Annotated in this window: 27 protein-coding genes and 1 pseudogene; 3 read left to right on the plus strand and 25 right to left on the minus strand. The window is 37.0% G+C overall.

Annotation, left to right across the window (positions count from 1 at the left end; all coding sequences use genetic code 11):
* Positions 1-41: 41 nt before the first annotated feature.
* The 23 genes and pseudogenes from CTY48_RS08555 to CTY48_RS08665 all read right to left on the minus strand — a co-directional run bounded on the left by CTY48_RS08555 (position 42) and on the right by CTY48_RS08665 (position 22,071).
* Positions 42-1,094 carry a 5-methylcytosine restriction system specificity protein McrC gene (locus CTY48_RS08555; RefSeq protein WP_099468085.1) on the minus strand — a complete coding sequence of 351 codons (1,053 nt, stop codon included), beginning with the start codon at positions 1,092-1,094 and terminating at the stop codon, positions 42-44.
* Positions 1,091-3,355 carry an AAA family ATPase gene (locus CTY48_RS08560; protein WP_099468086.1) on the minus strand — a complete coding sequence of 755 codons (2,265 nt, stop codon included), beginning with the start codon at positions 3,353-3,355 and terminating at the stop codon, positions 1,091-1,093. The genes CTY48_RS08555 and CTY48_RS08560 overlap by 4 nt, the downstream gene beginning before the upstream one ends.
* Before the next feature lie 32 nt (positions 3,356-3,387).
* Positions 3,388-3,540: a YdbC family protein gene (locus tag CTY48_RS08565; RefSeq protein WP_099468087.1), complete on the minus strand. Its 153-nt coding sequence runs from the start codon at positions 3,538-3,540 to the stop codon at positions 3,388-3,390.
* Between the two features lie 68 nt (positions 3,541-3,608).
* Positions 3,609-4,841: a 6-phosphofructokinase gene (locus CTY48_RS08570; RefSeq protein ID WP_099468088.1), complete on the minus strand. Its 1,233-nt coding sequence runs from the start codon at positions 4,839-4,841 to the stop codon at positions 3,609-3,611.
* Between the two features lie 181 nt (positions 4,842-5,022).
* Positions 5,023-5,337 (minus strand): DUF1048 domain-containing protein, encoded by a 315-nt coding sequence (locus CTY48_RS08575; protein WP_099468089.1) that lies wholly within the window; start codon positions 5,335-5,337, stop codon positions 5,023-5,025.
* Positions 5,338-5,346: 9 nt separating this feature from the next.
* Positions 5,347-5,694, minus strand: a complete 348-nt coding sequence (locus tag CTY48_RS08580; protein ID WP_099468090.1) for a DUF1048 domain-containing protein — start codon at positions 5,692-5,694, stop codon at positions 5,347-5,349.
* Positions 5,694-6,017, minus strand: a complete 324-nt coding sequence (locus tag CTY48_RS08585) for a PadR family transcriptional regulator (protein ID WP_236354839.1) — start codon at positions 6,015-6,017, stop codon at positions 5,694-5,696. The genes CTY48_RS08580 and CTY48_RS08585 overlap by 1 nt, the downstream gene beginning before the upstream one ends.
* Positions 6,018-6,191: 174 nt before the next feature.
* Positions 6,192-6,905 carry a response regulator transcription factor gene (locus tag CTY48_RS08590; RefSeq protein WP_331463153.1) on the minus strand — a complete coding sequence of 238 codons (714 nt, stop codon included), beginning with the start codon at positions 6,903-6,905 and terminating at the stop codon, positions 6,192-6,194.
* Positions 6,895-9,603, minus strand: coding sequence for a sensor histidine kinase (locus CTY48_RS08595; protein WP_099468091.1), 2,709 nt, complete (start codon positions 9,601-9,603; stop codon positions 6,895-6,897). The genes CTY48_RS08590 and CTY48_RS08595 overlap by 11 nt, the downstream gene beginning before the upstream one ends.
* A gap of 64 nt (positions 9,604-9,667) precedes the next feature.
* Positions 9,668-10,273 (minus strand): potassium-transporting ATPase subunit KdpC, encoded by a 606-nt coding sequence (kdpC, locus tag CTY48_RS08600; RefSeq protein ID WP_099468092.1) that lies wholly within the window; start codon positions 10,271-10,273, stop codon positions 9,668-9,670.
* A gap of 16 nt (positions 10,274-10,289) precedes the next feature.
* A complete protein-coding gene (gene kdpB / locus CTY48_RS08605) occupies positions 10,290-12,359 on the minus strand; it encodes a potassium-transporting ATPase subunit KdpB (protein WP_099468093.1) in 2,070 nt (689 codons plus the stop codon).
* 12 nt (positions 12,360-12,371) lie between these two features.
* On the minus strand, positions 12,372-14,111 hold the full coding sequence (kdpA, locus tag CTY48_RS08610) for a potassium-transporting ATPase subunit KdpA (protein WP_099468094.1): 1,740 nt from the start codon (positions 14,109-14,111) through the stop codon (positions 12,372-12,374).
* A 194-nt stretch (positions 14,112-14,305) separates the two neighbouring features.
* Positions 14,306-15,235, minus strand: coding sequence for a GNAT family N-acetyltransferase (locus tag CTY48_RS08615; RefSeq protein WP_099468095.1), 930 nt, complete (start codon positions 15,233-15,235; stop codon positions 14,306-14,308).
* 91 nt (positions 15,236-15,326) lie between these two features.
* On the minus strand, positions 15,327-15,677 hold the full coding sequence (locus CTY48_RS08620; RefSeq protein ID WP_099468096.1) for a DUF6054 family protein: 351 nt from the start codon (positions 15,675-15,677) through the stop codon (positions 15,327-15,329).
* A gap of 57 nt (positions 15,678-15,734) precedes the next feature.
* Positions 15,735-16,547, minus strand: coding sequence for a CPBP family intramembrane glutamic endopeptidase (locus CTY48_RS08625; protein ID WP_099468097.1), 813 nt, complete (start codon positions 16,545-16,547; stop codon positions 15,735-15,737).
* A 133-nt stretch (positions 16,548-16,680) separates the two neighbouring features.
* Positions 16,681-16,980 (minus strand): annotated as a pseudogene (locus tag CTY48_RS08630) (GNAT family N-acetyltransferase); the annotation flags it as partial.
* A 45-nt stretch (positions 16,981-17,025) separates the two neighbouring features.
* Positions 17,026-17,919 carry an aminoglycoside phosphotransferase family protein gene (locus tag CTY48_RS08635; RefSeq protein WP_099468099.1) on the minus strand — a complete coding sequence of 298 codons (894 nt, stop codon included), beginning with the start codon at positions 17,917-17,919 and terminating at the stop codon, positions 17,026-17,028.
* 327 nt (positions 17,920-18,246) lie between these two features.
* A complete protein-coding gene (locus CTY48_RS08640; RefSeq protein ID WP_099468100.1) occupies positions 18,247-19,413 on the minus strand; it encodes an iron-containing alcohol dehydrogenase in 1,167 nt (388 codons plus the stop codon).
* Positions 19,414-19,438: 25 nt separating this feature from the next.
* Complete coding sequence (locus CTY48_RS08645) at positions 19,439-19,942, minus strand: flavodoxin (RefSeq protein WP_099468101.1); 504 nt, start codon at positions 19,940-19,942, stop codon at positions 19,439-19,441.
* A 300-nt stretch (positions 19,943-20,242) separates the two neighbouring features.
* Positions 20,243-20,761, minus strand: a complete 519-nt coding sequence (locus tag CTY48_RS08650; protein WP_099468102.1) for a methyltransferase family protein — start codon at positions 20,759-20,761, stop codon at positions 20,243-20,245.
* 1 nt (position 20,762) lies between these two features.
* Positions 20,763-21,305, minus strand: a complete 543-nt coding sequence (locus CTY48_RS08655; RefSeq protein ID WP_099468103.1) for a DUF1697 domain-containing protein — start codon at positions 21,303-21,305, stop codon at positions 20,763-20,765.
* A gap of 51 nt (positions 21,306-21,356) precedes the next feature.
* Complete coding sequence (locus CTY48_RS08660) at positions 21,357-21,554, minus strand: DUF6440 family protein (protein WP_099468104.1); 198 nt, start codon at positions 21,552-21,554, stop codon at positions 21,357-21,359.
* Between the two features lie 52 nt (positions 21,555-21,606).
* Complete coding sequence (locus CTY48_RS08665) at positions 21,607-22,071, minus strand: GNAT family N-acetyltransferase (protein WP_099468105.1); 465 nt, start codon at positions 22,069-22,071, stop codon at positions 21,607-21,609.
* A 194-nt stretch (positions 22,072-22,265) separates the two neighbouring features.
* On the opposite strand from CTY48_RS08665, the gene CTY48_RS08670 reads away from it, so the two are divergent.
* The 3 genes from CTY48_RS08670 to CTY48_RS08680 are packed head-to-tail and all read left to right on the plus strand — an operon-like array spanning position 22,266 to position 23,713.
* Positions 22,266-22,604: a PadR family transcriptional regulator gene (locus tag CTY48_RS08670; protein WP_099468106.1), complete on the plus strand. Its 339-nt coding sequence runs from the start codon at positions 22,266-22,268 to the stop codon at positions 22,602-22,604.
* Positions 22,591-23,139, plus strand: a complete 549-nt coding sequence (locus CTY48_RS08675; RefSeq protein WP_099468107.1) for a DUF2812 domain-containing protein — start codon at positions 22,591-22,593, stop codon at positions 23,137-23,139. Before CTY48_RS08670 ends, CTY48_RS08675 begins: the two co-directional genes overlap by 14 nt.
* Before the next feature lie 46 nt (positions 23,140-23,185).
* The gene (locus CTY48_RS08680; protein ID WP_099468108.1) at positions 23,186-23,713 is read left to right on the plus strand and encodes a GNAT family N-acetyltransferase; all 528 of its coding nucleotides are present in this window, start codon (positions 23,186-23,188) and stop codon (positions 23,711-23,713) included.
* A 43-nt stretch (positions 23,714-23,756) separates the two neighbouring features.
* On the opposite strand, the gene CTY48_RS08685 is transcribed toward CTY48_RS08680, so the two are convergent.
* Positions 23,757-24,299: a hypothetical protein gene (locus CTY48_RS08685; RefSeq protein WP_099468109.1), complete on the minus strand. Its 543-nt coding sequence runs from the start codon at positions 24,297-24,299 to the stop codon at positions 23,757-23,759.
* Complete coding sequence (locus CTY48_RS08690) at positions 24,290-24,934, minus strand: DnaJ domain-containing protein (RefSeq protein WP_099468110.1); 645 nt, start codon at positions 24,932-24,934, stop codon at positions 24,290-24,292. The genes CTY48_RS08685 and CTY48_RS08690 overlap by 10 nt, the downstream gene beginning before the upstream one ends.
* Between the last annotated feature and the right edge of the window lie 4 nt (positions 24,935-24,938).

The raw sequence follows: 24,938 nt of genomic DNA on the forward strand, positions 1-24,938 counted from the left end.
CCGTAATTTGCGTAAGTCAATAACAATATCCTTAAATCTTCTTATAATTCATATGTATATTTTGCCAGTTCATCTAATTGACCTCTTATTTGCTTAAAATCCTTATCCAAATCCAACGTTTTTACCATAATATCATTGCCACAAATATTATAAGGTAAATCTAAATCTTTCACATTTTCATTTTTTGCATAAAGCAAACATCCTGCTACTTTTCCACCAGACTTTTGTTCTACATTTTTTATATATGCAAATATCTGATATAAATTTCCAGAATGTAAAGTCTGATTCCCATACTGAGAATTCATTGCTAAAGGCGTTCCTTTAGCATAATACTTGGTGTCAATAATTAGCGTATTCTCTTGATAATGTAATGTAATATCTGTCTGCATTGCTGGAAGATATAAGTTAAAATCAGTTCCCAGCTGCCACGCTATTACATCTGCATTAGCACGGAGTTTTGGATGTTCTTTTCGGAAATACTCCAAGACAAATTTTTCATATAGCTTATTCATATGTATTTCATCAACATATTCCCGCATCTTGTATTCTCCCCTTGATTGGGACATTAGTAAATTGTTAATCACAAGATAGCAGATATTAATCAGCATCTTATACGTTGAATTATTCTGATTATATTTAATACTTTTCCATGAGATATGCTTTATATCATCAATCGGAGACACTCCATCAAGAAAAACAAGGCTTTTTTTTAAAACTTTCTTGTTATCTGCTTTTACATTATCACATTTTATGAGAATCATCGCTGTTGTTTTCAGAATTTGATTTAATAAAATGTTTTCCGTATACTCATCATAACTGCAAACTGCTTTTCCCATATGAAGTGATTGTCTTTTAATACACTGTGCTACTTCTAATTTACCCTTTATAGATGACATCTCTTCCGTATTATCTAGATATTCTCTTATTAAGCCACGTTTAATCTGCATAGGGAGTCCAATCGCTAATATAGCTGCACATAGATCAACCATATTATCAAATTCTTCTACATCTAATGATGCAAATCGATTTTCTACTAAAGATTTATATGCATAGGACAGCATATAATAAATGTTTTTTATACGGATATTACTCATTTAATAACCTCTTCTAGTCTACTTCTCCACATATTAAAACTATCTATTTCATCAAACCAATATTCTTTTATCACTGGAATAATTTCATAGCGAATTATATTTTCTACATATCTGTCACCAACTGGCTTATTCGTACAAAAATAGCTATGTCCAATCTGAAAACCACTTCCCAGTTCACTATTGCAAATAAATTCATTCATTTCTTTTATAACCTGAATAATATCATTAAACTTGTCATTATCTGCCTGTTCAATAACATGTTTAAATCCATCAGTATTGAAGCCAGGATCTAAATTTACAAAAGCAAATCTTCTTCTAAGTGCATAATCAATCATTGCAAGGCTTCTATCTGCCGTATTCATCATTCCAATAATATATAAGTTCTTTGGAACAGAAAATTTCTCTTTTCCATATATCAACTGAATACCATAATTGTTTCCTCGTTTATCAGCCTCAATCAGCATAAGTAATTCACCAAATATCTTACTCATGTTTCCACGATTAATTTCGTCTATGACAAAGAAATACTGATTGTCTGGATCCTCTTCTGCAAGTTTACAAAACTGATAGAATGGTCCTTTTTGAAGAGAGAAGCCGTTTTCATTTGGCCTATAGCCTAAAACAAAATCTTCATAACTATAGCTTTGATGGAACTGTACCATCTTTACTCTATCGGTATCTATCTTTTGCATAATAGAATAAGCGAGCCTTTTTGCCGCAAATGTTTTGCCGACACCGGGCGCTCCTTGCAGAATTACGTTTTTCTTAATTGTAATCAATTCCACTAAAGTGTCATATGCATCTTCTGTCATAAAAACTTCCTGTAAAAAATCTTCTTTACAGTAAGTTTTTAATTCCTTTTGACCCATCGCAAGTCCATCTACCATGGATTCCTCAAATAGTTTTTCAAGACTTTCAATAACTTCTAAATAGGGTGTAATATTAGTTAATGCTTTTTGTGCTGGGCGATATGTATTATTCCACTCTCCAACATTCGTCCATTTAACTTTTCTTATATTCTTATATGTGCTTCTTGTACTGTCAAATATATATTCCGATTCAACAATCCCCCTGCCAAGCACAAGATTATTTCCTTTTTTAACGTAAACAATATCTCCCACATTTATTTCTTTGGAAAACTGATAGGTACACAATGCAGAATTCTTGTATGTACTGTCACCAGAATAATGTTTTTGCATGCCTTCTTGCATTTCTGCTTTTGTCATATATGCATTCAAATCTCCCAATTCATCCCATGCAATACCCATTATTCCTTTTTTTTCAAATTCAGCCCACTCAGATGCATTGTCACCAGGTGCATACATCCAGTATGAAACAGTATCTGTTTCCTCTTCAACAACATCATCTAATGGAACCATTTGGTAACTTCCATCAATGATACTTTCTATAACTGTATCTTCCGTATCTTTGACGCGAAAGTTTGTTGCACCTGGATATGTGATGACCTCCATCCGGCTGGTTCTTTTATCTGCTTTCAAAAGAGACCGATATATAATATTTTTCGTAAATCTTCGTTCTATATCAATATCTACTGCCAAATATTCACTATCGTCTTTTTCATCATTGAACGAAATGCTGTATGGGTCTTCCTTTTCATGCTTATGCATTGTAGGATCTGTAGTAATTGTTCCACTTGCCACAATACCTGCATCTTTCCCAGATTGCCAAATATATACCTTGTCACCAGCTTTAATTTTCTTTTCACTTTGATTAACTCCCCATACAATAGAGTCCAACTCATCTATCGCTCGTATAACATCGTAATACTTCGGATTCCCTTGAAACACCCATATATTTTTCTTTTGTTTTACAAAATGACCTTCAAAAATCTCTTCTTCGAAAGAAATTTCAATATGGTTTTCATCTGCAATTTTTGTCAATGCATTTCGCATAGATGTTGATTTATTTCCAGTCTGTTCATAGTAATATTGAATATTTAAAAGATATGATTTAAGTGATTTTTTCATAGCTTCGATCCCATAATCATATCCAACCTGCCTAGTGAAATAATCTGCTATATCCGTAGATGTATGAATTTTAACCAAGGAACCTTTCAGCATACTTCTCAAAATCAATATATTATATTTATAGCTGGTTGCTGCATAGATAGGTATCTCAGCAAGAAGTATCTGAACTGCCTCTTCTTGTTTCATTTTATTCTCTACTACAGCCTTCGTGAGCTCATATATTCTTGCAAGTCCTACTTTCGTAATTTTATTGGCTTCTAAATAATTCTCCATTGTTAAAATCCGCCTCCTAAATTAAGTTTCTCTTATTTGTCCAATTCTTCTTCTGTCAACGTTATGCCTTTCCCCATTTTCTCATAGTCTGGTGACCAATCACGTATATCATATTTGAGTGTGGCACCATTCCAACTGATAAGATTAATTTCTTTCTTCCACTCTTTTGTATTTTCGGGCAACACTCCTCATTGATGACACATATCATTCATAACTTTGTTCTCTTTCATTTATGCCGGGGTGTCGAAATGGTTCATGTCAAACGGAACAAATGTCTAGGGATACCATCTACCATAATCGGAGATACATCCCCCTGAATAAGAGGACGGACATAATTAACAAATGCATCCGTTACATAGTTTCCTTCTTCATTCACCCAGCTTCTGGGAACCAATTTCTCGTCGTTAGCTATTTTATGGACATCCTTTACTTCTGTACCGCTTTGATATGGGTCGTCTGAGAGACGGTTCAATATTACCATTTTGCCGGTATCTCCTTCGTCGGCTGCTTTTACTGCTGCGCCACCTACCTGATATGCTTCCAGAATATCTACTCGGGATGCACAGTGTGAAGCTGCACGCTGCAGGCTGCTAAGCTCGATGGCACGTGTTTTGCAGCCAATCTCTCCCGCAATATAGCTTACTAGATAATTTGCGGTACCAGAAAGTTGTCTATGGCCGAATGCGTCTACAAAATCAATGTTTTGGCCAAGCTCACAGACATAACGTCCGTCCTCAAGGCGTATCCCTTCCGATACGGCTATCACAACGGATGGCTTTTTTGAAAGAAGCTCCCGTACTTTGATGGCAAATTTTTCTATATCGAAAGGCAGCTCGGGCAGGTAAATTAAATCGGGTCCAGCACAGTCCTCACCTCTTGCAAGAGCAGCAGCCCCAGTCAGCCATCCGGCGTTGCGTCCCATAATTTCCACAATAGATACAAGTCCCTTTTCATATTCCAGACAGAAACTGTCTCTTATAATCTCCTTTACCGAGGTGCCGATGTACTTTGCCGCACTTCCAAAACCCGGCGTGTGGTCAGTGAGGGAAAGGTCATTGTCGATCGTCTTGGGACAGCCGATGAAATGAGTCGAGTGTCCAGTGACAATGGCATAGTCAGAAAGTTTCTTAATTGTGTCCATAGAGTCATTTCCGCCAATATAAATAAAGGCTTCAATCTCAAGTTTATCAAGGATACTAAATATTTTTTCGTATACTGCCTTATCCTCGTGGATTTTCGGAAGTTTGTAGCGGCAAGAACCTAAAAAAGCAGCAGGCGTTCTTTTTAGTAATTCTGCATCCAGTTCCGTAATGATGAAATCTGCTAAATCAACATATCTTTCTTGTAACAGCCCCTGAATACCGTGAAGCATTCCATAAACCTTGCCAGCCCCTCGGTCTTTGGCTGTACGATATACTCCCGCTAAACTTGAATTGATAGCAGCTGTTGGTCCACCTGATTGTCCGACGATTACATTTCCTTTCATGCATATACCTTCCTCTCTAATTGACTGTTAATCATATCGAATACGAGTATTTTTATAAAACAATTCATATTAATAGTTTAGTGTATTATGCCCAATTTGTAAACTACTCAAAAAAATAATCTTTAATTCATCATCCAAAACCCTAATATCTCTTAATATAAATAATCTGCACTACAACAGTTTAAACTTTCGAATCAACAGATTCCTGGTAGATGTCCGCGTAAGTTTTTGAATCTTTGATTAGGTCGTCGCAGAAAGCCGCTACGTCACTGCCCGTCACTTCAAGAACGTCTTTCCCTGAGGCTGAACCCTCCTCAAAAAGCTCAACAATCCCTGAGAGCAAACCCGTTCCGTCGGTTAGGTCAACAGGACCGACCTTAAAGAGATATTTTTGAAGCTCTTTATAAACAATCTGATAATCTCGCGGGAGCGCTTTTACACGCGCCATATGCGCCCGCCACTCTTTTTTGCCTTCGATGATATCTTGTATGCTCATTTTATCCTCCTATTTACCTAATTTCTTAGCGATATTATTGTTGAGCTGCTCGCGCCACTTATCGCGATAAGACTTTGCCCCTTCTTCGCCAGCCAACGCTGAACAGAAGCCTTTGATATCGTCGCCCAAAACCTCTTGGACACTCTGACCGTCCGCTGCTGATTCTTCAAGGAGGCCAAGCACGCCGTCTAGAATTGGCATAAGGTTGCGACCGGTAAAATTTCCGTGCGGCAAAAGATTGGCAAAAATTATTCCCCATGCCGCTTGATAATCATCCGGTAGCTTTTTGGCTCGCGATTCAAAAATTTTCAATTCTTTAGTCATGTCACTACCTGTAATCAATTCCCAAAAATTCATTATTTCATCTCCTTTAGCTCGTTAATTTTTGATGCAACAAACTCCCATTTTTCCCAGAACTTCTGTAGTTCCTCGCGCCCTGCGTCGTTGAGTACAAAAAACTTTCGTGGCGGACCTATGTCCGAGGGTTTTTTGGTGATCTCTACCAGCTTGTTTTTTTCAAGCCGAAGCAATATGGTGTACACCGTTCCATCCACAACATCTGTGAAGCCGAGGGCGTTCAGCCGTCTCGTAATTTCGTAGCCGTAGGTTTCTCCGCGGTTTATAATTTCAAGAACGCAGCCTTCCAGCACGCCTTTGAGCATTTCCGTTAGGTTTTCCAATACAATTCCTCCTTCTCTATTTAGTAAGACTTGTATGAAGTATTACTTATTACCGCTATATAGTAACACTAAGTAGCTAATTTGTCAATAATGGTTGTTTTGTTACAAACCCTGCCACCAAAAGAGACACCCTTTCGAGTGTCCCTAAAAGTATACTTTCTCATTTTTGCTAATTTACTCCGTATCAATCTTTACCATTCTATATCCAATCCCTATATGTGTTTGTATATACTTTGAATTGCTTTTGTCACTTTCAATTTTTTTCCTTAATGATGCAACATATACCCTTAATGATGCCAAATCACTTTCCAATGAATTTGTCCATACTTTATCTAATATATAATTATGAGTTAATACTTTTCCTACATTCTTCGCCAGCAAGCACAAAATACCATATTCTAGAGGCATTAAATGAATTTCCTCGTTCCCAATTTTTACAATTGATGCTGAATAATCTATGACAAGATCACCATTTTGAAACACTGCTTCTTCTGACGAACTCCGCGTTTCTAAGTATCTAATTCTTCGAAGAGTAGCTCTGAGTCTTGCAAGTAATTCATCCACACTAAAAGGCTTTGTTAAATAATCATCTGCTCCGGCATCTAGTGCCAGTATTTTATCTCTGTCGTCACTTCTGGCACTGATGACTATAATAGGGATTACCGACCATGAGCGGATTTTTTTGATTACTTCAACTCCATCTATGTCTGGAAGTCCCAAATCCATCAGAATAATATCAAAATGATTTGTTGTCGTAACACTTATTGCCTTCATTCCATTTTCTGCAAGCAAATATTTGTAATCCTGCGTCTCTAATGTTGTTGAAATCAAATTTCTAATTGGAATATCATCCTCGACAACTAAAATAAACGGCTTTTCATTCATCATGAAGCAATACCTCCTCCGCTTTCAGGGTAAATCGAAATACGGTTCCCGTTGGAATATTATTTTGAACATTAATTTCTCCCCCATGGGCTATAATAATTGATTTACAAAGTGCCAATCCTAACCCCATTCCTCTGCGACCATCTGCAATCTTATTGTCTAAGGTGTAAAACATATCAAAAAGTTTTTCTTTCTGTTCATCAGAAATTCCATTCCCGTTGTCAGATACTTCTACTACAATTTTGCCTTTTCGTTTCTTTGTTTTAACGTTAATTTCAGAGCCCTGACAAGTATATTTAACAGCGTTATCCACGAGATTAATGATAACCTGCATAATCAATTTTGCATCCATCTTTGCGACAAGCATATCATCTTCCTCAACCACAGTGATTTTATGTTCTTCACTCTTTCGATTTATATGCTTTAGTGCTTCAAACACAACATCACTGAGCAATTCTGGCTGCAAATTAAGGTTCATTGTTCCATTTTCAATTCTTGTAACTGATAACAAGTTTTCTACTAAATTTATCAACCACATGGAATCATCATATATATCAATATAAAGTTTCTGTCTCTGAACCTCTTCTATTTTTTTATCATTGCCAATCAAAATTCCAGCGTTTCCTGATATTGACGTCAATGGTGTTCGTAAATCATGCGAAATGGAACGCAGCAAATTAGCTCTCAATTGTTCTTGTTCGAGTTTTACAGCCGTATTCTGCTGCTCCCGAATCAACTCTGATTTTTCAAGTGCCAAGGCACACTCGTTCAAAATTGCACCCATAATATCGTTTTCAAAAGCAGGGATTATTTTCTTCTCCATATCTATTCCAATAACTGCAAACACCTTTTCACCAGTCCTAACAGCTAAGTACAGATATTTAGCACCAGGAAGTGTTGTTGTCGAAAAGCCTGCATGTTTATTATTTTTATATGTCCATTCAGCTACCACGATTTCCTGCGGACTCAGTTCCATATCCTTACCATTGCTGTCTTTACGATAGAATGCCGTTGGTATTGGATTAAGTTCAGGGTTACCAAGAAAAAAGCATATATTTTTTTCCAGAAGTTTTCCCAATTGTTCTGTTATATTTTTGGCGATTTCATCTGAAGTATTAGCTTTTTGCAATTTCTGGCTTGTTTCAAGCAAAATCTCTGTTCGATAAGATTTCTTTGCATTTTCTTTGGCATAATTTTTAACCTTCTGTGTTAAGGATGAACTAATAATGGCAGTCAGAAACATAATTAAAAATGTCACAATGTATTCTGAATCATATACGGTAAAAGTATGTGTTGGTTCCGCAAAGAAGAAATTAAATACAAACACACTTAAAATACTATATGCTATACTAAATATTCTTTTCTGTGTAAGCAAAGATGTAAACAATACACCTAGTATATATATCATTGTTATATTAGATTCGCTGAAGCCAAGGTTTTTAATAATTTCTGACAATACTGTACCGATGCACATGATTACCAAAACAGCTGACGAATCCCATAGCACACTTTCTTTTCGAAGCATTGTTTTTGTCTTTTTCTTTTTTTCTACATATTTCTTTTCATACGAATCAGGTACCAAAAAGATTTCTAGATTTGGAGCTGTTTTGGTTAACCTAATCGAAAAGCTTTCCTTAACTGAAAAAAGATTTCTTTTCGTGTATGTTCTTCCGAGTACTATTTTCGATACTCTCGCTACCTTTGCATATTCTGCAATTTGTTCCACTATATCATTCCCATATGACGAAACCACCTTTGCCCCTAGCTGTTCTGCCAGTTGAATATTCTTATTTAAGCGCTCCTTATTCTCTTTCGACATTTCCCAGAAATCTGGTGTTTCTACATAAAATGCTGTGAATTTACCCCTAAATGCTTTTGCCATTCTAGATGCCTGACGGATTACTTTTTCATTTGACGGTGAGGAAGATAAACAAATCAAAATATGTTCTACAGAAGTGCCTTCTGTGTCCGAATTAAGCCAATAATTTTTTTCTTGTATCAAACTGACTCTGTCTGCCATTCTTCGTAATGCAATTTCTCGGAGTGCAATTAAATTATCTAAAGAAAAAAAATTATTTAGTGCCTTTTCTGCCTGAGCACTTTTATATATTTTACCTTGCTTTAAACGTTCCAGTAATTCGACTGGTTCTACATCAACTAATTCCACCTGATTTGCCTCATCAAATAGAGAATCAGGAATTCGTTCTCGTACAGCAATTCCTGTAATACCCGCAATAACATCATTTAAACTTTCCAAGTGCTGAACATTGACAGTCGTATAAACGTCAATTCCGGCATTTAATAATTCTTTTATATCCTGATATCTCTTTAAATGTCTGCATGATTTTGCATTGGTATGTGCAAGTTCATCCACCAATATCAGCTTGGGATTTCTCTGTAATGCAGCATCCAAATCTAATTCGTTCAAGTTTATATTATTATGAGTTATCACTAAGTTTGGCAGCATCTCGAGTCCCTGTGCCAATGCCATTGTATCCGGGCGGGTATGGGGTTCCAGATACCCTATCACAACATCAATTCCCGCTTTCACCGCATCATGAGCAGCTTCAAGCATAGTATATGTTTTACCGACACCCGCTGCGTATCCAAAGAAAATTTTTAAATGTCCTTTGCCTTTTTGTTCTTCTATCTCTTCGATATGCTTTAACAGCTCATCTGGATTACGCTTCCTTTCTTCCATATACCCTCACCTTTTCACTTTTATTCATGAATACATCTTATGCATTCTTACATTATATCACTGGTTAATCCAATATTCCATCCAGGGCTAAATTTACCTTAAGAACATTTACTACTTTTTCACCAAATACCCCAACAAATCGGTTCGTTGTGTACTGATCAATAATGTTTTGTACCTGACTGGCTGAAATACCTCTTGATTTGGCTATTCTTTCGATTTGATAGTTTGCTGCCGTATAACTGATTTGAGGATCAAGCCCACTTCCGGAACTGGTGACTAAATCTACTGGTATTTGATCTGCATCGGCATCTGGGTTAGCACCCTTTATTTTATCTACTCTTTCATTAACTAATTTTGCAAACTCTTCGCTCGTGGTGCTTATGTTAGACGGACTTGCATACAATAGTGTACTGCCGCTTGCATCTGTAAAAGTCTGCGTATTAATATTCATGATTCTACCCCACATATATTTGTCACCAGTAAATTGTTGTCCCAGTAGTTCACTTCCATATTTTTTTCCGTCTGCTTTGATTATACTTCCATTTGCTTTATTGTTAAAAAATACTTGTGATATTGCAGTAATCGTCAACGGATATATAAAACCACATAGCACTGTCATTATGATTACTAAAATGACAGCTCTTTGAAATGTTTCTTTTATTATTTTCATGATTTCCACCTCTATTCTATGATATCAACCCAGTAGCAGCAATTAACATATCAATTAATTTCACAAAAATGAATGGTGTTACAATGCCACCCAGACCATAAACCAAAAGATTCTGTGATAAAAGTTTTCCTGCTGATACTTCTCTGTATTTTACACCTTTTAATGATAACGGAATCAGTGCAATTATGATTAATGCATTATAAATAATTGCCGAAAACACAGCACTCTGCGCACTATGAAGCCGCATGATATTAAGAGCCGCTAAGCCAGGATACAATCCCATAAATAACGCAGGTATAATTGCAAAATATTTTGCAAGATCGTTAGCAATACTAAATGTTGTCAGACTTCCTCTTGTCATCAATAATTGTTTTCCAATTCGAACGATTTCTATCAATTTTGTTGGAGAAGAATCTAAATCTACCATATTCCCTGCCTCTTTTGCCGCCTGTGTTCCGGTATTCATCGCAACAGCAACATCAGCTTGGGCAAGAGCTGGTGCATCATTCGTTCCATCTCCTGTCATAGCGACAAGATGACCTTTTGTCTGAAACTCTCTGATCATTGCAAGTTTTGCTTCCGGTGTAGCCTCAGCAAGAAAATCATCAACCCCTGCTTCTGCTGCAATGGCTGCGGCGGTAAGCGGATTGTCACCAGTAATCATTATTGTCTTAATTCCCATTGTCCGCATATCTGCGAATTTTTCTTTTACACCTGTTTTTATAATATCTTTCAGATAAATAACTCCAATAATGATATGATTTTTCGAAACAACCAATGGTGTTCCGCCTTGATTTGCTATATTTTTGACAACCTTATCGCATTCTTCGCTATAATTTTCTCCAAACATGAGAACATAATCTTTCATAGAATCTGCAGCACCTTTACGAATTTCAATATCATTTATGTTTACACCACTCATTCGTGTTGTTGCAGAGAATGGAACAAATTCCATATCTAATTCATGAAGATTTCTTTCACGTATTCCAAACTTCTCTTTTGCCAAAATTACTACGCTTCTTCCCTCCGGTGTTTCGTCCGGAAGTGATGATAACTGTGCTATATCCGCTAATTCTTCGATGGAATGCCCATCAACTGGTATAAATTCACTTGCCTGTCTATTTCCTAGCGTAATCGTCCCTGTTTTATCGAGCATTAATATATCAACATCACCAGCTGCTTCGATTGCTCTTCCACTCATAGCAAGTACATTTGCCTGATTCAGTCTGCTCATCCCTGCAATACCGATGGATGATAGCAAAGCGCCTATTGTCGTTGGGGCAAGGCAGACAAGTAACGCAATTAAAGATGTTATTGATATTGGATTATAAATGCCTGCTTCCTTTGAAGAAAAAACAGAATAGGAATATAATGACACTGTTACAAGAATGAAGATTGCGGTCAATGCTATTAAAAATATTTGAAGAGCAATTTCATTTGGTGTCTTTTTTCTAGATGAACCTTCTACCATCGCAATCATTTTATCAAGAAAACTCTCTCCGGCTTCGCTGGTCACTTCAATAACAAGCCAGTCAGAAATTACCGTTGTACCTCCGGTGACCGCACTTCTATCACCACCGGCTTCCCTAACGACCGGCGCTGATTCTCCTGTAATGGCGCTTTCATCAACAGAAGCTGCACCTTCTATTACTTCGCCGTCAGCAGGAATCTGTTCTCCTGCTTTCACATAAACCAGATCTCTTTTTTTGAGCAAAGAGGATGAAATACTTTCCATGCTTTCTTTCTTGTCGCATGAATAGATTTTGTGTGCCTCTACATCTTTCTTCGCCGAACGTAATGAATCAGCCTGTGCTTTTCCACGTCCTTCGGCAATCGCCTCAGCGAAATTCGCAAAAAGTACAGTAAACCATAAGATAATTGTTATACCTAAGATGTATCCCGATGAAGCATCTTTATACCCAAATAATGAAAATACAAATAAAATTGTTGTAAATATAGAAGACAGATAAACTAAAAACATAACCGGATTCTCTAGCTGTATCTTCGGGTTTAATTTCGTAAATGAATCTTTTAAAGCTCTTTTCATAATATTTTTATCAGCCATTTTCTTTTTGTTCTCTTTCATTTTTGTATCCTCCTACCTAACCATGCTAAGATATTCCGCTATTGGACCTAATGCTAATGCAGGGAAAAAGCTCAATGCACCAATTAGCAAAATAACAAATAGGAGTAAGAATATAAACATTCCATTACTTGTCGATAACGTACCTGAAGTTGTTGCAATTTTTTTCTTCTTTGCGAGGCTTCCTGCTATGGCAAGTATGGAAAACAAAGGTAAAAATCTGGCTATTAACATGCATAACGCCAGAATAACGTTTAGGAACATGGTATCAGAATTAACTCCTGCAAAAGCCGATCCATTATTTGCACCACTGGACGTAAACATATATAAAAATTCCGAGAACTTGTGAGCTCCTGAATTCCGAAAAACTTCTGAGACCGATGGAACAAGAGCTGCAATACCACTCCCCGCCAGAATAGCAATTGGTGTTGCAAGGCATGCTAATACGGACATCTTCATTTCGAAAGGCTCTATTTTTTTTCCAAGATATTCTGGTGTCCTTCCCACCATTAATCCTGCAATAAATACAGTTAATATGGCAAACCCCAGCATTCCATATAACCCACAGCCTACTCCTCCAAAAATTACTTCTCCTAACTGCATGAGTAACAATAATGTCATTCCGCTTAATGGAGTATATGAATCCAGCATTGAATTTACCGATCCATTGGAAGCAGCTGTTGTAAATACTGACCACGTTACAGAAGATGAAATCCCAAATCTTGCTTCCTTTCCCTCCATATTGCCGCCTGCCTGATGATTAGCACTCGTATCCACTGAACTATTTTTTGTTAGCCCGGTTATTGCACTTTGTTCGTTATATGCTACAACACCTAGGGCAAGTATTAGAACAATCATCATTGCTGAAAAAATAGCAATCCCCTGCTTCTTATCTTTTATATTTCTACCAAAAGCAAAACACAAAGACATTGGTATGAGTAGAATTGATATCATTTCAAGCAGATTTGAAAATGCAGTTGGATTTTCCAGCGGGAATGCCGAATTTGTTCCAAAAAATCCACCTCCATTTGTACCCAATTGTTTAATCGCAATCTGACTTGCAGCCGGGCCTTCTGGTACTACCTGCTCTGTAATTATGGATCCATCCTCCTGAGTTATCGGCTCCACTAGGGATACTTTTTCATAGGATGAAAAGCTTTGAACACCCCCTTGCGAAACCAATAATATGGATAACACGATGGACAAGGGGAGCAATACATATAAAATAATTCGTGTAAAATCAGCCCAGAAATTTCCTATGCCTTCCTGTTCTATTTTTGCAAAACCTCTAATCAGTGCAAATAATACCGAAATTCCAACTGCTGCCGACACAAAGTTTTGTACTGTCAGCCCCATCATCTGTGTGAGATACGACATTTGCGTTTCTCCCATATAAGATTGCCAATTTGTATTCGTAATAAAACTTACCGCCGTATTAAATGCCAAATCCCAGCTTAGCCCTTTTACACCTTCAGGATTTAATGGCAATGCTCCCTGAAACATTAATAGGAACATTAGAATAACAAAGCTTATAACGCTAACCCACACAACTGAAAATGTATATTTTTTCCATGTCATTTCTTCTTCCTGATTTATTTTAAGAATACGATAAATACCTTTCTCACACGGTACTAATAACTTAGATAAAAATACCTTCTCTCCATTCATAACCTTTCCGATATACATTCCAAGCGGAATAGCCAATATTACTGTTATACCTACATATAAAATGTATTGGATAATTGAGTTTCCCATTTCTTTCCTCTCCATTCTTTGATTTAGCATAATTCATTTGCTATACTTACTATAACAATTACGAAATAAAAACTGTATTATAGTTGTTGAAACCAATATTAAAATGGTATTAAAACTCAACCTACTCACGCCAACACTAAATGAGACCGCTCATTCTCAATTAGCTTGAAAATGAACGGTCTCATTTAGTGTTCTTATTTAGTTGAATAATGAAAATCAAAATAGTCCATTATGGACGTTTCACGAAATCCGCAGGACTTGTATAAATTGAGGGCTGTCGCATTCTCGGTGGCAACTTGAAGCATAATCTCCGTCGCATTTATTTCTTTCAATTTTTCTATGGCTTCCAGCAGAATTGCCCGCCCAAAGCCATTTCCACGGTACTTAGGCAAGACACCCAACCCGTAGATTCCTCCAAGCCCATTTACCAACTGCAGATGAACTTTTCCAATGGATTGGTCATCCTTTTTTACAAGATAAATGGTCATGCCACGTTTTTCCTCATCTTCCGGGAGTAGAATATTCTCATTCTCTTCCTCAAGACGGTCGCCAAAATAAACCGCATTTTGGTTGGCTATTTCAAAAGCATCTGCATTCGTAGCCTTTTTAAGGGTGATGTCACACAGCCGTTTCTTGCTTACCTCAAAGGATTCATCATGCAGATACATCTCAAATTCCGAGACGTTATATACCGCTCCGACTTTTGCTAAGAACTTCTGGCCGGAAGCAGATTTTCTATCACATAATAGGAGAATATTACCGGAATCCCTTCGCCTTCCCTCTGCAATTGCCAATTCAAATAATTTTGAAAAAATCCCTTGCCGCCGATAATCCGGATGCACCATTCCGGTAATCTCAAGAGATGAAGCTGCACCTCCAAAGGCAGATATCCCGATATATCCTACCAGTTGCGCACCGGAAAAGTACATGAATTCATTAATGTCATGAATATCAGCCTTGTCAGTACTATTTACAGTATCACTAAGCTTATAATCAAGCTCCAGCTTTAACGTGATTTGGTCTTCATTGGAGCAGTGCAATTGAAGTGAATGAATCAAATCATAATCTTCTTGGCGAAGGCAGTGGTTCAGCTTAATCCATGGTTCATTTATTGTTTTATTCATAATAACTCCTTGTTTAAATCATATTGATGTTTTTATTTAACATATTTAATTTGCTGTTGTGCTTCTGATACTTCTTCTTCCATACTTCTCGTTAACTCTGTAACCAGTTAATATAATTTTCTACAGAGTTTTTACATAATTCAAGAAATGTTTCTTCTCCCAGGGTATTCATTTTAAATAAAACTGCTTGGCTGCCCCCTGAAGTAATGGCACTTATAAATAGATCTTTTCCCGTGCCTGTAATCGTTACGTTCATGCTTACGCGATTACCGCCAGCCATACTGTATCGTTCATAAACCCGGACAGCTACATAGGAATCTTCCAATCTAATATCGCTGCCATCCTCGTAAGTTACTGACGCACTGCCATTGGTAATGTCTCTATGGACCCAATTCAAAAACTCATTGAAATCCCCCTTAAATCTTCGTTCATATTTAGCCATAATTTAAATCCCTCCCTTTAAAATAATTTTAAATGCTTATCTCCTACCGCATCCGAGTCAATAAGATGATTGTATTATTCGTCCGTTTCTTTTGTCGTATATCACAACGGTTACAATTGAAACAAGAACAAGCACGGCATTTGCGGCAATGGTTCCCGTCCAAGTCATCGTCATGGTGCCAAAAATGGGGGACGCCGCATTGAACATGGTGTGGAATAATACACACATGAACACACAGCCTTTTCCTGATATTTTGTAGATTGCCCCGTTGAAAAATCGAAATGCCATAAGTTGAACCGCAAACATCCAAAAGTTAATGAGTCCATCCCCATGATTCGTCCCCGGAATGAAAAAGAGAGGAATATGCCATAAAGTCCAAATAACTCCGGCAAAAATAGCGGATAAAACAAAGCCATATTTTTTGTCAAGTCCGGGCTGCAATATATACATCCAGCCAGTTTCCTCCAAACCACCGATAATAAGATTACCGGGCAGGGATAGAAAGAATGCATAAAATGGAAGCGCCATTTCCGTGTGACCTGAAACTGCAATATGTATTAAAAAATACAATGAAAGCCCTGTAACAACAAACAAATAGCGAGATATCTTATTTTTGACGTAAAAAACAGTTTTCAACCATTCCTTAAAATCCGCTATTCTATTATTTTTCTTCAAAACGATATAGGAAGCAATTGCGGGCGATAAAATATAAATCACAAAAGGAATATTCATCACGAATTGCCGTAATGAGTAAACCCAATTGTGAACCGAATATCCGAATTGTCCAAGTACAATCAAAGAACCTGACACAAGATAGGCTATGCAAAATGTCAGCATTGTAAATTGTATTATAATTTTTTTGTCTGTCAAAATCTCTTCTCCCCACATTTTGAATTCAAATAAAGCACTGCATATTTATTGGATTACAGAGTGACTATGAATATAGAATTCTTCCTGACTAGGTTTATACTCTTTCTCCTTTGCTTCAAATAGTCCATCAAAGGTTACTTGGATTACCCAAAATAACAATTACATCATAGCCCAGTTCCAATACTCGCTGAAAAGAATGTTTCAACAAGGCTTTGCCGTATCCTTTTCTCTGATATTCCGGAAGAATGCTGATTGGGCCAAATGTCAGTATCTGCTTAATCTTGCCTGCCTCGTCAATTAGTTTGGATTTTGTATACATAACATTACCGATTACCTGTCCGTCCAATTCTGCAACAAAGCCTAACTCAGGAATAAAATCCTCATGAATAATGTAATCATTCTCTGTTTCATTTCTAATAATTAGTTTTTTCATTCATGATTCCTCAGTGAAATTCAACTTTTTTCATATAGTAATACACTATTTTAATAAAATTTGTTTTTCCCTTTCGTATTTTAATTTCTTATAAGAAAGAAAAGTAAAATAGTCCAACGTATTTAGTATTTCTGCACATTGATATTCATATTCATTTATTTCTATCGGATAAACGGTATCCTTTTGATAAAAATAATCTGTTCCATATAGAAACCCATTATTTAAACGGAAATAACCCATATAATGTGGTGTATATAAAGCGCTTCCAAAGTCAAAAACTCCCACAATCTGTTTCGTATTTTTATCAATAAAAATATTATTCCAATGTAAATCAAGGTGTGAGAACACCGCATTAGACTGTGGTTTTTGATTTAATTTTTTACAATTTTCATTAACTTTATTTATAATAATTTCACGTTCATTTTCTGTTATACTTTCATAACGTAAGCAGTCACCTAATGCTATTTCTACAATGTTTTTATAAGAATCAGTCCACTGGCTAAACTGTTCTATTTTCCCACTTTTACATATTCCTCCAAAATAATTAGATTCAATGTGATGCATCTTTTCAATTATTCTCAAGGTTTGATCTTTTACATATTTCTGCTCCCCAACATCTAACAATCCCCATAAACTTCCTAACAGTTCATAATCCATATATTCTGTTATAATAAATTTTTCATCCAAATTATAATCTAGAATTTTGGGACAAGGTATACCCTGCTTTTTACATAAAGTTGTACCTATTACTTCTCGTTCTATTTGATTTTCATACAAATTGGGAAGATGCTTCTTATCTTGGATTTTAATAAAATATTTTTCACTTTTATAACTTGCTATATAAGATGAATTAACATCCCCATTGCTACATTGGTTAATGGTTATGTTCTCAATACCTGTGTCAAATAAGTTTTCTAGTATTCCATTCAGAATTTTCATCAGTTAACTCCTTTGTCTATATTCTATTTATTTCAGCTATTTTCAAATACAACTCTTTTGAAATACCTTCAATTTCAATAACGATAAATACCAGTAAATTGGCAATATATAATGTATACAATCTGCCAACAATAATATTTCTTTTCTAGGTAACATTTATATATAGATTATATATTAATTTACTATAATTTTCCATTTATTTTATAATTAATAAAAAACGTATAAATTTATTCAAAAATTAAACGTAAAAATCCGAAAGCAAGCTATATTTTATCATAGCCTGTTTCGGATTTTGGCAACCGTTATAAGGTAGCAAATACAGTTTCACTATAAACACATTTTAAAAATATTTTCAATATCCTGCTGATTTAAAGGTTTAAAGCCCGGAAGTACTCCGCCTTGACAGGCTTTTCTTGCCATATGAGAAAAATTAGTAGTGTCAATTCCAATTTCCGTAAAAGTACTTTGCAGCTCTAAGGTCTTAAATAAGAAGTCATAAACAAGCTCGATACTCTTTTTTGCTACTTCCATAGGTTCTAATTTAGGGTCAATTCCGAAGACATTGCAGCCAAACTGATAAAACTTCGATACAGTAGTTTCATCAAGTGTATAGGTCAGCCATCTTGGTGTCAGGATTGCAAGACCCAGCCCATGGGTGATATCGTAAATTGCAGACAGCTCATGCTCTATCGGATGACAGCTCCAAGCCTGCCTTTTTCCGCCGTTGATAAAGCCGTTGATTGCCCATGAGGAGGTCCACATCAGATTTGCCCTCGCCTCGTAGTTGTCAGGTTCCTCCAATGCAATCGGTGTGTATTTGATGATTGTTTTCATCAAACCCTCCATAACCGTATCAAGCATGTATAAATCCTGATCCATGTTGAAGTAAACTTCCATGATGTGGTTTAACATATCCGCTGAACCACATGCCGTCTGATATTTGTTTACCGTATAGGTAAGTGTCGGGTCTAAGAAAGAAACCTTCGGCTGCATAACCGGAAACAAAAGGCCAATTTTATCCAGTGTGTCAGGATTGCTAATAACTCCGCCGCAGTCCATCTCCGAGCCTGTTGCTGACAAGGTCAGGATATCAATAATCGGAATACATTTTTCTACCGGTACCTTTTCCAAGAGAATATCCCAAGCGTCACCGTCATAGAATGCTGCCGCGCCGATGTATTTGGTACAATCAATTACGGAGCCTCCGCCAACTGCCAAAAGCACGTCAATGTTCTCCGCTTTGCATATGTCAGCCCCCTTATTTACAGAGGCAACTCGTGGGTTCGGCTCAATGCCTGACAACTCAAAAAGCTCCAGCCCTGCTTTTTTTATCTCTGCTACCACCTTATCATAAAGCCCTGTCTTTTTAATTGAGCCTCCTCCATAAGTCAGCAAAACTCGCTTTCCGTACTTGCTCAGCTCTTCGCTTAAATGTCCTAATTGGTTTTCTCCGAAATATACCTTTGTTGGTATGTCATAAATAAAATTGTTCATGGTAATCTCCTTTTCTAATCTACTTTTATATCCACTTTTCAACTGCGCCCTTTTCCTTGCTTACACTTCCTCCATGTATCGCAAGTCCCTTTTCAATTTTGGCGCCAGGACAAAGCTTTTGAATGTCTTTTTCACTGTTTCCCATTCCACTTCCCTCGTGGGTACAAAATGGCTTTATCGTCTTTCCTGTAAAATCGTATTTTTCCAGAAACGTACATACATGCATCGGCATGGTACCCCAATAATTGGGATAACCAATATAGACAACCTCATACTCTGAAATGCTATCCGGCGCATTTTTAAATTCAGGTCTGGCATTGCTGTTTTTATCTCTTTTTGCCTCCTCGATGCATTTATTATAATCTACGTCATATTCTGTCACCGGCTCAATCTCAAACATATCCGCTCCGGTTAATTCCTGTATCATCTGCGCTGCCACTTTTGTATTGCCGACGGAAAGCGACTTTATAGAACCATTTACATAGTTATTCCCTTTTCTGGAAAAATAAACAATTAATTCTTTTGCCATACTATCTCCTCTCTTTCTAAAACATCTGTTAATCTGCTTCTCTATTTTTTCATTTTATTCCTCTCCTTTTCTCTATTAGTTTAAGCAATTTTCTAGCTCTATAAAAATACTACACCTTGGAGTTAAGTCAAAGTCAAGAAACTTTTTAGTACTAGAAAAAGGAGATATTGACAATTTTGTGTTTTTATGGCAAATAACAAAAAACAGGAAACACCTTGGTTTCTATAGGTATTCCCTGTTTTTTATAAATAATATTGTAATGGTTGTTGGATTTTTCTCTAAACTCCTTCTTAGTCTCCCCTAAATATAACGTCTCACTTTTTCCATATAATTTATGTACCCGTCACCGAATTCTTTCACGCACCATCGTTCTTCCGAAAGGATGATCCAATGTGCCGACACCTGAAAAACGATTATTAGCGCAAGCAGGATGAACGACTGTGTAAGGAAAAAGCACCCTAGGAAATAAATAAAATATGACACATACATAGGATTGCGTGATACATGATAAAGTCCGTTAGAATTTATTCCGTTTTCGTCAGGGTTGGCAAAATTCGATGTGGACACGATGCACAATAGGATTCCAACACCATATACAACTGCTCCGGGATAAAACCACAGGGAATCAATATTTATCTTGATAAAACACAGATATAGGAATAGAAGTATATTTGACATTTGATAAAACCAGAATGCAGTCTTTTCTTTCCCTGCCATAGGAGGAAAAAAAGCTGCGCGCTTTAATGCCTCTTTATTTAACAACCCTAAAAGCCCATATCTTATCAGTATAAGCGGAATTAACAGCAAAAATCCATTCATTTTACTCCTCCAAGAGTTGCAATAGTTTTTTAGTAGTATTTGCATTTCTTATCGTAACGCTATTATATGCCAATTTGCCCACGATTTTTGCCCATCTCGTTCTGGAGAACGTTTGAATTGGTGCAGACCAAAAAATCACTTGCCCATAATAGCCAACTTGTTCATACTCCTCTTTTGCAATGCCAACCTGCTCTATTATCTCTGATGCAGTAGCGGGAGGGATTACAAAAATTGCGTTATGCTTTGATTGTGTATCTTCATCCCACCAAGTCGGAGTATTTCGCAGGGCAGCAGATAAATCCTCAGCCGATATGATTGTGACCAGTATGCTTAGATTAAATCTATCCGCTATCGCCGCTTCGCAATTTTTTCTAATCTCTCCTTCATCATCATTATGACTGGAAAAAATAACATTACCACTATTGATATAAGTAAGAACATCCTGATATCCATTCTCTTCAAACATCTTTTTTAACTCCGGCATTGCTATTTTATTTTTACCACCAACATTGATGCCTCGCAATAATGCAATATATTTTTTCATGGGTTTATTCTCCTCATTGCTTATTGTTATAAATTTCATATAGATTGGAATTTAGTATTCCGACACACTCGTAATAATAGGTTTTCCGTCAGCATCTAATAATGGTGTTATCCCACCTGCATAACCACTTTTTACCCAAAGATAATTGACTCCTGTTTCTTTGTCTACTAGTATCTGCCTCACACCTTCATCTTTTAGCTGGCTTCCTTCTCTATGTGTTACTATAAAACGCTGTTCCTTCTTATTCATTATATTATCTCCTTATAAATTAATATTTTTCTATATATAATGGAAAAATTATTTATAAAATCGTTTCCATCCCCATCTTCTGAACCTGCATCCCACATTTCTCATAAAACTTCATAGCCGCTTCATTGCATGTCCAGACATTTAATGTCACATTGTAACAGCCCTCTGATTTTGCAAATTCCAGTACATACTGATATAGCTTTGAGCCGATATTTTTCCCTCGTGCCTCTTCATTAACACATAAATCGTCAATATAGAGCGTTTTTATATTCGTTAAATTACTGCTGTCCTGACTTAGAAGCATACAAAATGAATAACCCAATACTATCCCTTCTTCTACCGCCACAAATATCGGTTTCTTCGTATCCCCCAATATTTCCAAAAGCTGTTCCTCGGAATATTTTTTACCTCCGGCTTTGAATAAATCCGGTCTTTTGTCCGAATGAACTTTCTGAACCTGATATAATAATTTAATTATTTGCGGGATGTCCTTCTCTGTTGCTTTTCTAATTTCCATAATTTGTACCAATCTTTCTATTCTTTTTCGCTTCTTCTATCTTTGTTTTTTATTTATTATAATCAATTTTTTTCTTTCTAAGTTTAGCATATTTTTCTGTAAAATAATAGTAATTTGATAGTCTCTTGACATATACAGTCGACCGATATACAATTCAACTATATAGTTTAACTGTATACAAAGGAGTTGACAAAATGAATCGAAATAAAAACTTACCTTTAACCGAAACCCTCTACTATATTCTTCTGTCATTAGTTGAGCCGGCACACGGATATGCGATTATGCAAAGAGTTGAGACGCTAAGTGACGGACAGGTTCGACTTGCCGCCGGAACATTGTATGGCGCTATAGAAAATCTGCTGAAAAAGGAGTTAATCACTGCTCTGCCAAGCGACGACCCACGCCGAAAAGTATATGTTATTTCAGACGAAGGCAAAAAGACTTTGTACGCAGATTTCCAACGGATGCGTCATATGCTTGCTATAACAGAGCAGATTACTGATATGGAGGTGTTTTCATATGATAAAGTTTAGGTTTTTTATTAATTATGAGAAGGAAGAAAAATGGCTTGAGGGAATCGCAAAACGGGGATGGCAGCTTCGTGGTAAGATGGGATACCTTTATCTTTTTGCCAAAACAGAGCTTGAGGCCAAGACAATAAAAATAGATTACAGAACTTTTCGAGATAAGCAGGATTTCATCGATTACTGCTCCTTATTTGAGGACAGCGGGTGGAAGCATGTCGCAGGTACGAAATCTTCCGGCACCCAGTATTTCCGCAAAATAAGCAACGATAGCGATGAGGATATTTTTTCTGATGCCCTTTCAAAAGCCGGACGCTACAAACGGCTCGCAGATGTATGGTTGTTCTATACCATTCTTTATATTCCGTGCTTTCTCATACTGTTGGTACAAGAACGTTCAAACCCAAACAGCCTGCCAGATGTTAAAGTGTGGTATTGGTTACCGTGGCTTTGCGTTATGCTATTATATGCTTTATTTACGATAAAAGCATTGATTTTGTATCGAAAAGCGGTTAAATCATCGACTGATGACATTGTAAAATGATAACACCGGAAACCACTTTACTGTTTTAAAAGATTGGAGAAACAATATGGGAACAAATGTTCGCTTAGCGTCTTTTGCTGATATGGATGAACTGGAAAATTTGTATGATACTTTAAATGACTACCTTTCGGAACATATAAACTATCCGGGGTGGAGAAAAGGGATTTATCCTACACGCGCAGATGCCCTTGCAGGGATAAGCGAGAAAAGTCTTTATGTAGCAACAACAGACAATAAAATCGTCGGTTCGATTATACTGAGGCATAAACCCGAGGATGCATATCATCAGGTACGTTGGCAAAAAGAATTAGATTATGAAAAAGTCTTTGTTATTTATACGTTTCTGATTCATCCTGATTATTTTAATAAGGGAATGGGAAAAGAATTATTATGTTTTGCAGAGGCGCTTGGAAAAGAACAGGGAATGCTGGCGCTGCGATTAGATGTTTCTGAAGATAATCTTCCGGCAATAAAACTATATGAAAAATGTAGTTTTCATTATATTGATACCGTAGATTTAGGGCTGGAAGAATATGGTCTAAAATGGTTTAAATTATATGAGAAATTAATATAAATAGATTTATCAAATCTAATATAGGAGATGTACTCACATCTCCTTATTCTCGCAGCATTCCCATCCTAGCACGCATCTTTCCCCATATTACAGTCTGAAAATACCTATATGCCTTATCATAAATAAACCAGCCAAGCTGCCCTCCCGCCAAAAACAGTAAGAGCACATTGGTTCCTATTCCCTGCGGAAATAAAAGCTGGGGAAACAGCAACAATGCCGGAATATAAAGCAGATTAAAGAAAACAAACTTTAACGCAAAAAACAGTGTTTTTTTATGCTTCTTTACGTCAATTTTTTCTAAAAGGCGGTATGCCGCCTCATCCCACACAATATACAAGGACAGCCCTGCGTAGGTCAATACATATAATTTGTTCGGTGACAGTAAAAAGCCAAGCAAGATACACGCCACAAAGAAACCGCCTCCTAACCGAAGTCCGAATTCCCGTATTGCAATGCCAACTATAAAAGCTGCCGCCGCAAGCAGGAATAATGTATTCGTCTCAATGACAGAGGCAAATATAATAAGAAGGGCAACGAGTGCCGCAAGTAATCCTAAAAAAGCCACTTGTTTTGCTTTTACATGCATGAAATCAAATCTCCTCCCATACATTCACATAATGAATCTGCACACCAGAGGTCACAGCAAAGGTTTCCGGTTCCGCAGGAGGAACCGCCGTAGCCATAGCCGTTTCCGGTTGTCTGGTAACGTTGTCCGCCCCACTGAAGGCGTCCCAGCAAATCATTGAATTCACGGTTATTTGGCTCTATATTGACAGCCTGACGTGCATAGTTTAACGCTTCTATATTGTTGCCCATACCGGCATGTGCCAGCGCATTAAAATAATGCCAGTATCCTCCTCGGTTGCTGATACCCGAAAGGGCATTTAACGCTTCGTTGTAATGTCTGGAATTGATATAATTGGCAGCAGCTACCATTTTAGGATCCTCCTGCCATGACTGGTATCCGCCGTTTGAATAGGACTGTGACGTTGCTTGCTGTGAAGAATAGCCATAGGACTGACCGCCTCTCTCCCGCTCTGCCATAATCTGCTGGTACGCTTCCTGCACCTGCTTAAATTTTTCTTCCGCCAAGTCAGCAAGCGGATTGTTTGTATTCGTATCAGGATGATACTTTCTGCTCATCTCTCTGTAAGCTCTCTTTATTTCATCGTCAGATGCATTCCGGCTTACGCCAAGCACTTGATATGGATCTGTTATCATAATT

This window comes from Konateibacter massiliensis (genome assembly GCF_900184995.1).
Lineage (GTDB): Bacteria > Bacillota > Clostridia > Lachnospirales > Lachnospiraceae > Lachnotalea > Lachnotalea massiliensis.

What these genes read in the sequence shown, in the direction of transcription:
- CTY48_RS08555 (WP_099468085.1), bottom strand. Translation starts at nt 1,094, where the DNA reads ATGAGTAATATCCGTATAAAAAACATTTATTATATGCTGTCCTATGCA.
- CTY48_RS08590 (WP_331463153.1), bottom strand. Translation starts at nt 6,905, where the DNA reads ATGATGAATGAAAAGCCGTTTATTTTAGTTGTCGAGGATGATATTCCA.
- kdpC (WP_099468092.1), bottom strand. Translation starts at nt 10,273, where the DNA reads ATGAAAATAATAAAAGAAACATTTCAAAGAGCTGTCATTTTAGTAATC.
- CTY48_RS08570 (WP_099468088.1), bottom strand. Translation starts at nt 4,841, where the DNA reads ATGAAAGGAAATGTAATCGTCGGACAATCAGGTGGACCAACAGCTGCT.
- CTY48_RS08675 (WP_099468107.1), top strand. Translation starts at nt 22,591, where the DNA reads ATGATAAAGTTTAGGTTTTTTATTAATTATGAGAAGGAAGAAAAATGG.
- CTY48_RS08690 (WP_099468110.1), bottom strand. Translation starts at nt 24,934, where the DNA reads ATGATAACAGATCCATATCAAGTGCTTGGCGTAAGCCGGAATGCATCT.
- CTY48_RS08635 (WP_099468099.1), bottom strand. Translation starts at nt 17,919, where the DNA reads ATGAAAATTCTGAATGGAATACTAGAAAACTTATTTGACACAGGTATT.
- CTY48_RS08595 (WP_099468091.1), bottom strand. Translation starts at nt 9,603, where the DNA reads ATGGAAGAAAGGAAGCGTAATCCAGATGAGCTGTTAAAGCATATCGAA.
- CTY48_RS08680 (WP_099468108.1), top strand. Translation starts at nt 23,186, where the DNA reads ATGGGAACAAATGTTCGCTTAGCGTCTTTTGCTGATATGGATGAACTG.
- CTY48_RS08660 (WP_099468104.1), bottom strand. Translation starts at nt 21,554, where the DNA reads ATGAATAAGAAGGAACAGCGTTTTATAGTAACACATAGAGAAGGAAGC.
- CTY48_RS08560 (WP_099468086.1), bottom strand. Translation starts at nt 3,355, where the DNA reads ATGGAGAATTATTTAGAAGCCAATAAAATTACGAAAGTAGGACTTGCA.
- CTY48_RS08580 (WP_099468090.1), bottom strand. Translation starts at nt 5,694, where the DNA reads ATGAATTTTTGGGAATTGATTACAGGTAGTGACATGACTAAAGAATTG.
- CTY48_RS08615 (WP_099468095.1), bottom strand. Translation starts at nt 15,235, where the DNA reads ATGAATAAAACAATAAATGAACCATGGATTAAGCTGAACCACTGCCTT.
- CTY48_RS08655 (WP_099468103.1), bottom strand. Translation starts at nt 21,305, where the DNA reads ATGAAAAAATATATTGCATTATTGCGAGGCATCAATGTTGGTGGTAAA.
- CTY48_RS08620 (WP_099468096.1), bottom strand. Translation starts at nt 15,677, where the DNA reads ATGGCTAAATATGAACGAAGATTTAAGGGGGATTTCAATGAGTTTTTG.
- kdpA (WP_099468094.1), bottom strand. Translation starts at nt 14,111, where the DNA reads ATGGGAAACTCAATTATCCAATACATTTTATATGTAGGTATAACAGTA.
- CTY48_RS08640 (WP_099468100.1), bottom strand. Translation starts at nt 19,413, where the DNA reads ATGAACAATTTTATTTATGACATACCAACAAAGGTATATTTCGGAGAA.
- CTY48_RS08650 (WP_099468102.1), bottom strand. Translation starts at nt 20,761, where the DNA reads ATGAATGGATTTTTGCTGTTAATTCCGCTTATACTGATAAGATATGGG.
- CTY48_RS08670 (WP_099468106.1), top strand. Translation starts at nt 22,266, where the DNA reads ATGAATCGAAATAAAAACTTACCTTTAACCGAAACCCTCTACTATATT.
- CTY48_RS08645 (WP_099468101.1), bottom strand. Translation starts at nt 19,942, where the DNA reads ATGGCAAAAGAATTAATTGTTTATTTTTCCAGAAAAGGGAATAACTAT.
- CTY48_RS08575 (WP_099468089.1), bottom strand. Translation starts at nt 5,337, where the DNA reads ATGAGCATACAAGATATCATCGAAGGCAAAAAAGAGTGGCGGGCGCAT.
- kdpB (WP_099468093.1), bottom strand. Translation starts at nt 12,359, where the DNA reads ATGAAAGAGAACAAAAAGAAAATGGCTGATAAAAATATTATGAAAAGA.
- CTY48_RS08665 (WP_099468105.1), bottom strand. Translation starts at nt 22,071, where the DNA reads ATGGAAATTAGAAAAGCAACAGAGAAGGACATCCCGCAAATAATTAAA.
- CTY48_RS08685 (WP_099468109.1), bottom strand. Translation starts at nt 24,299, where the DNA reads ATGCATGTAAAAGCAAAACAAGTGGCTTTTTTAGGATTACTTGCGGCA.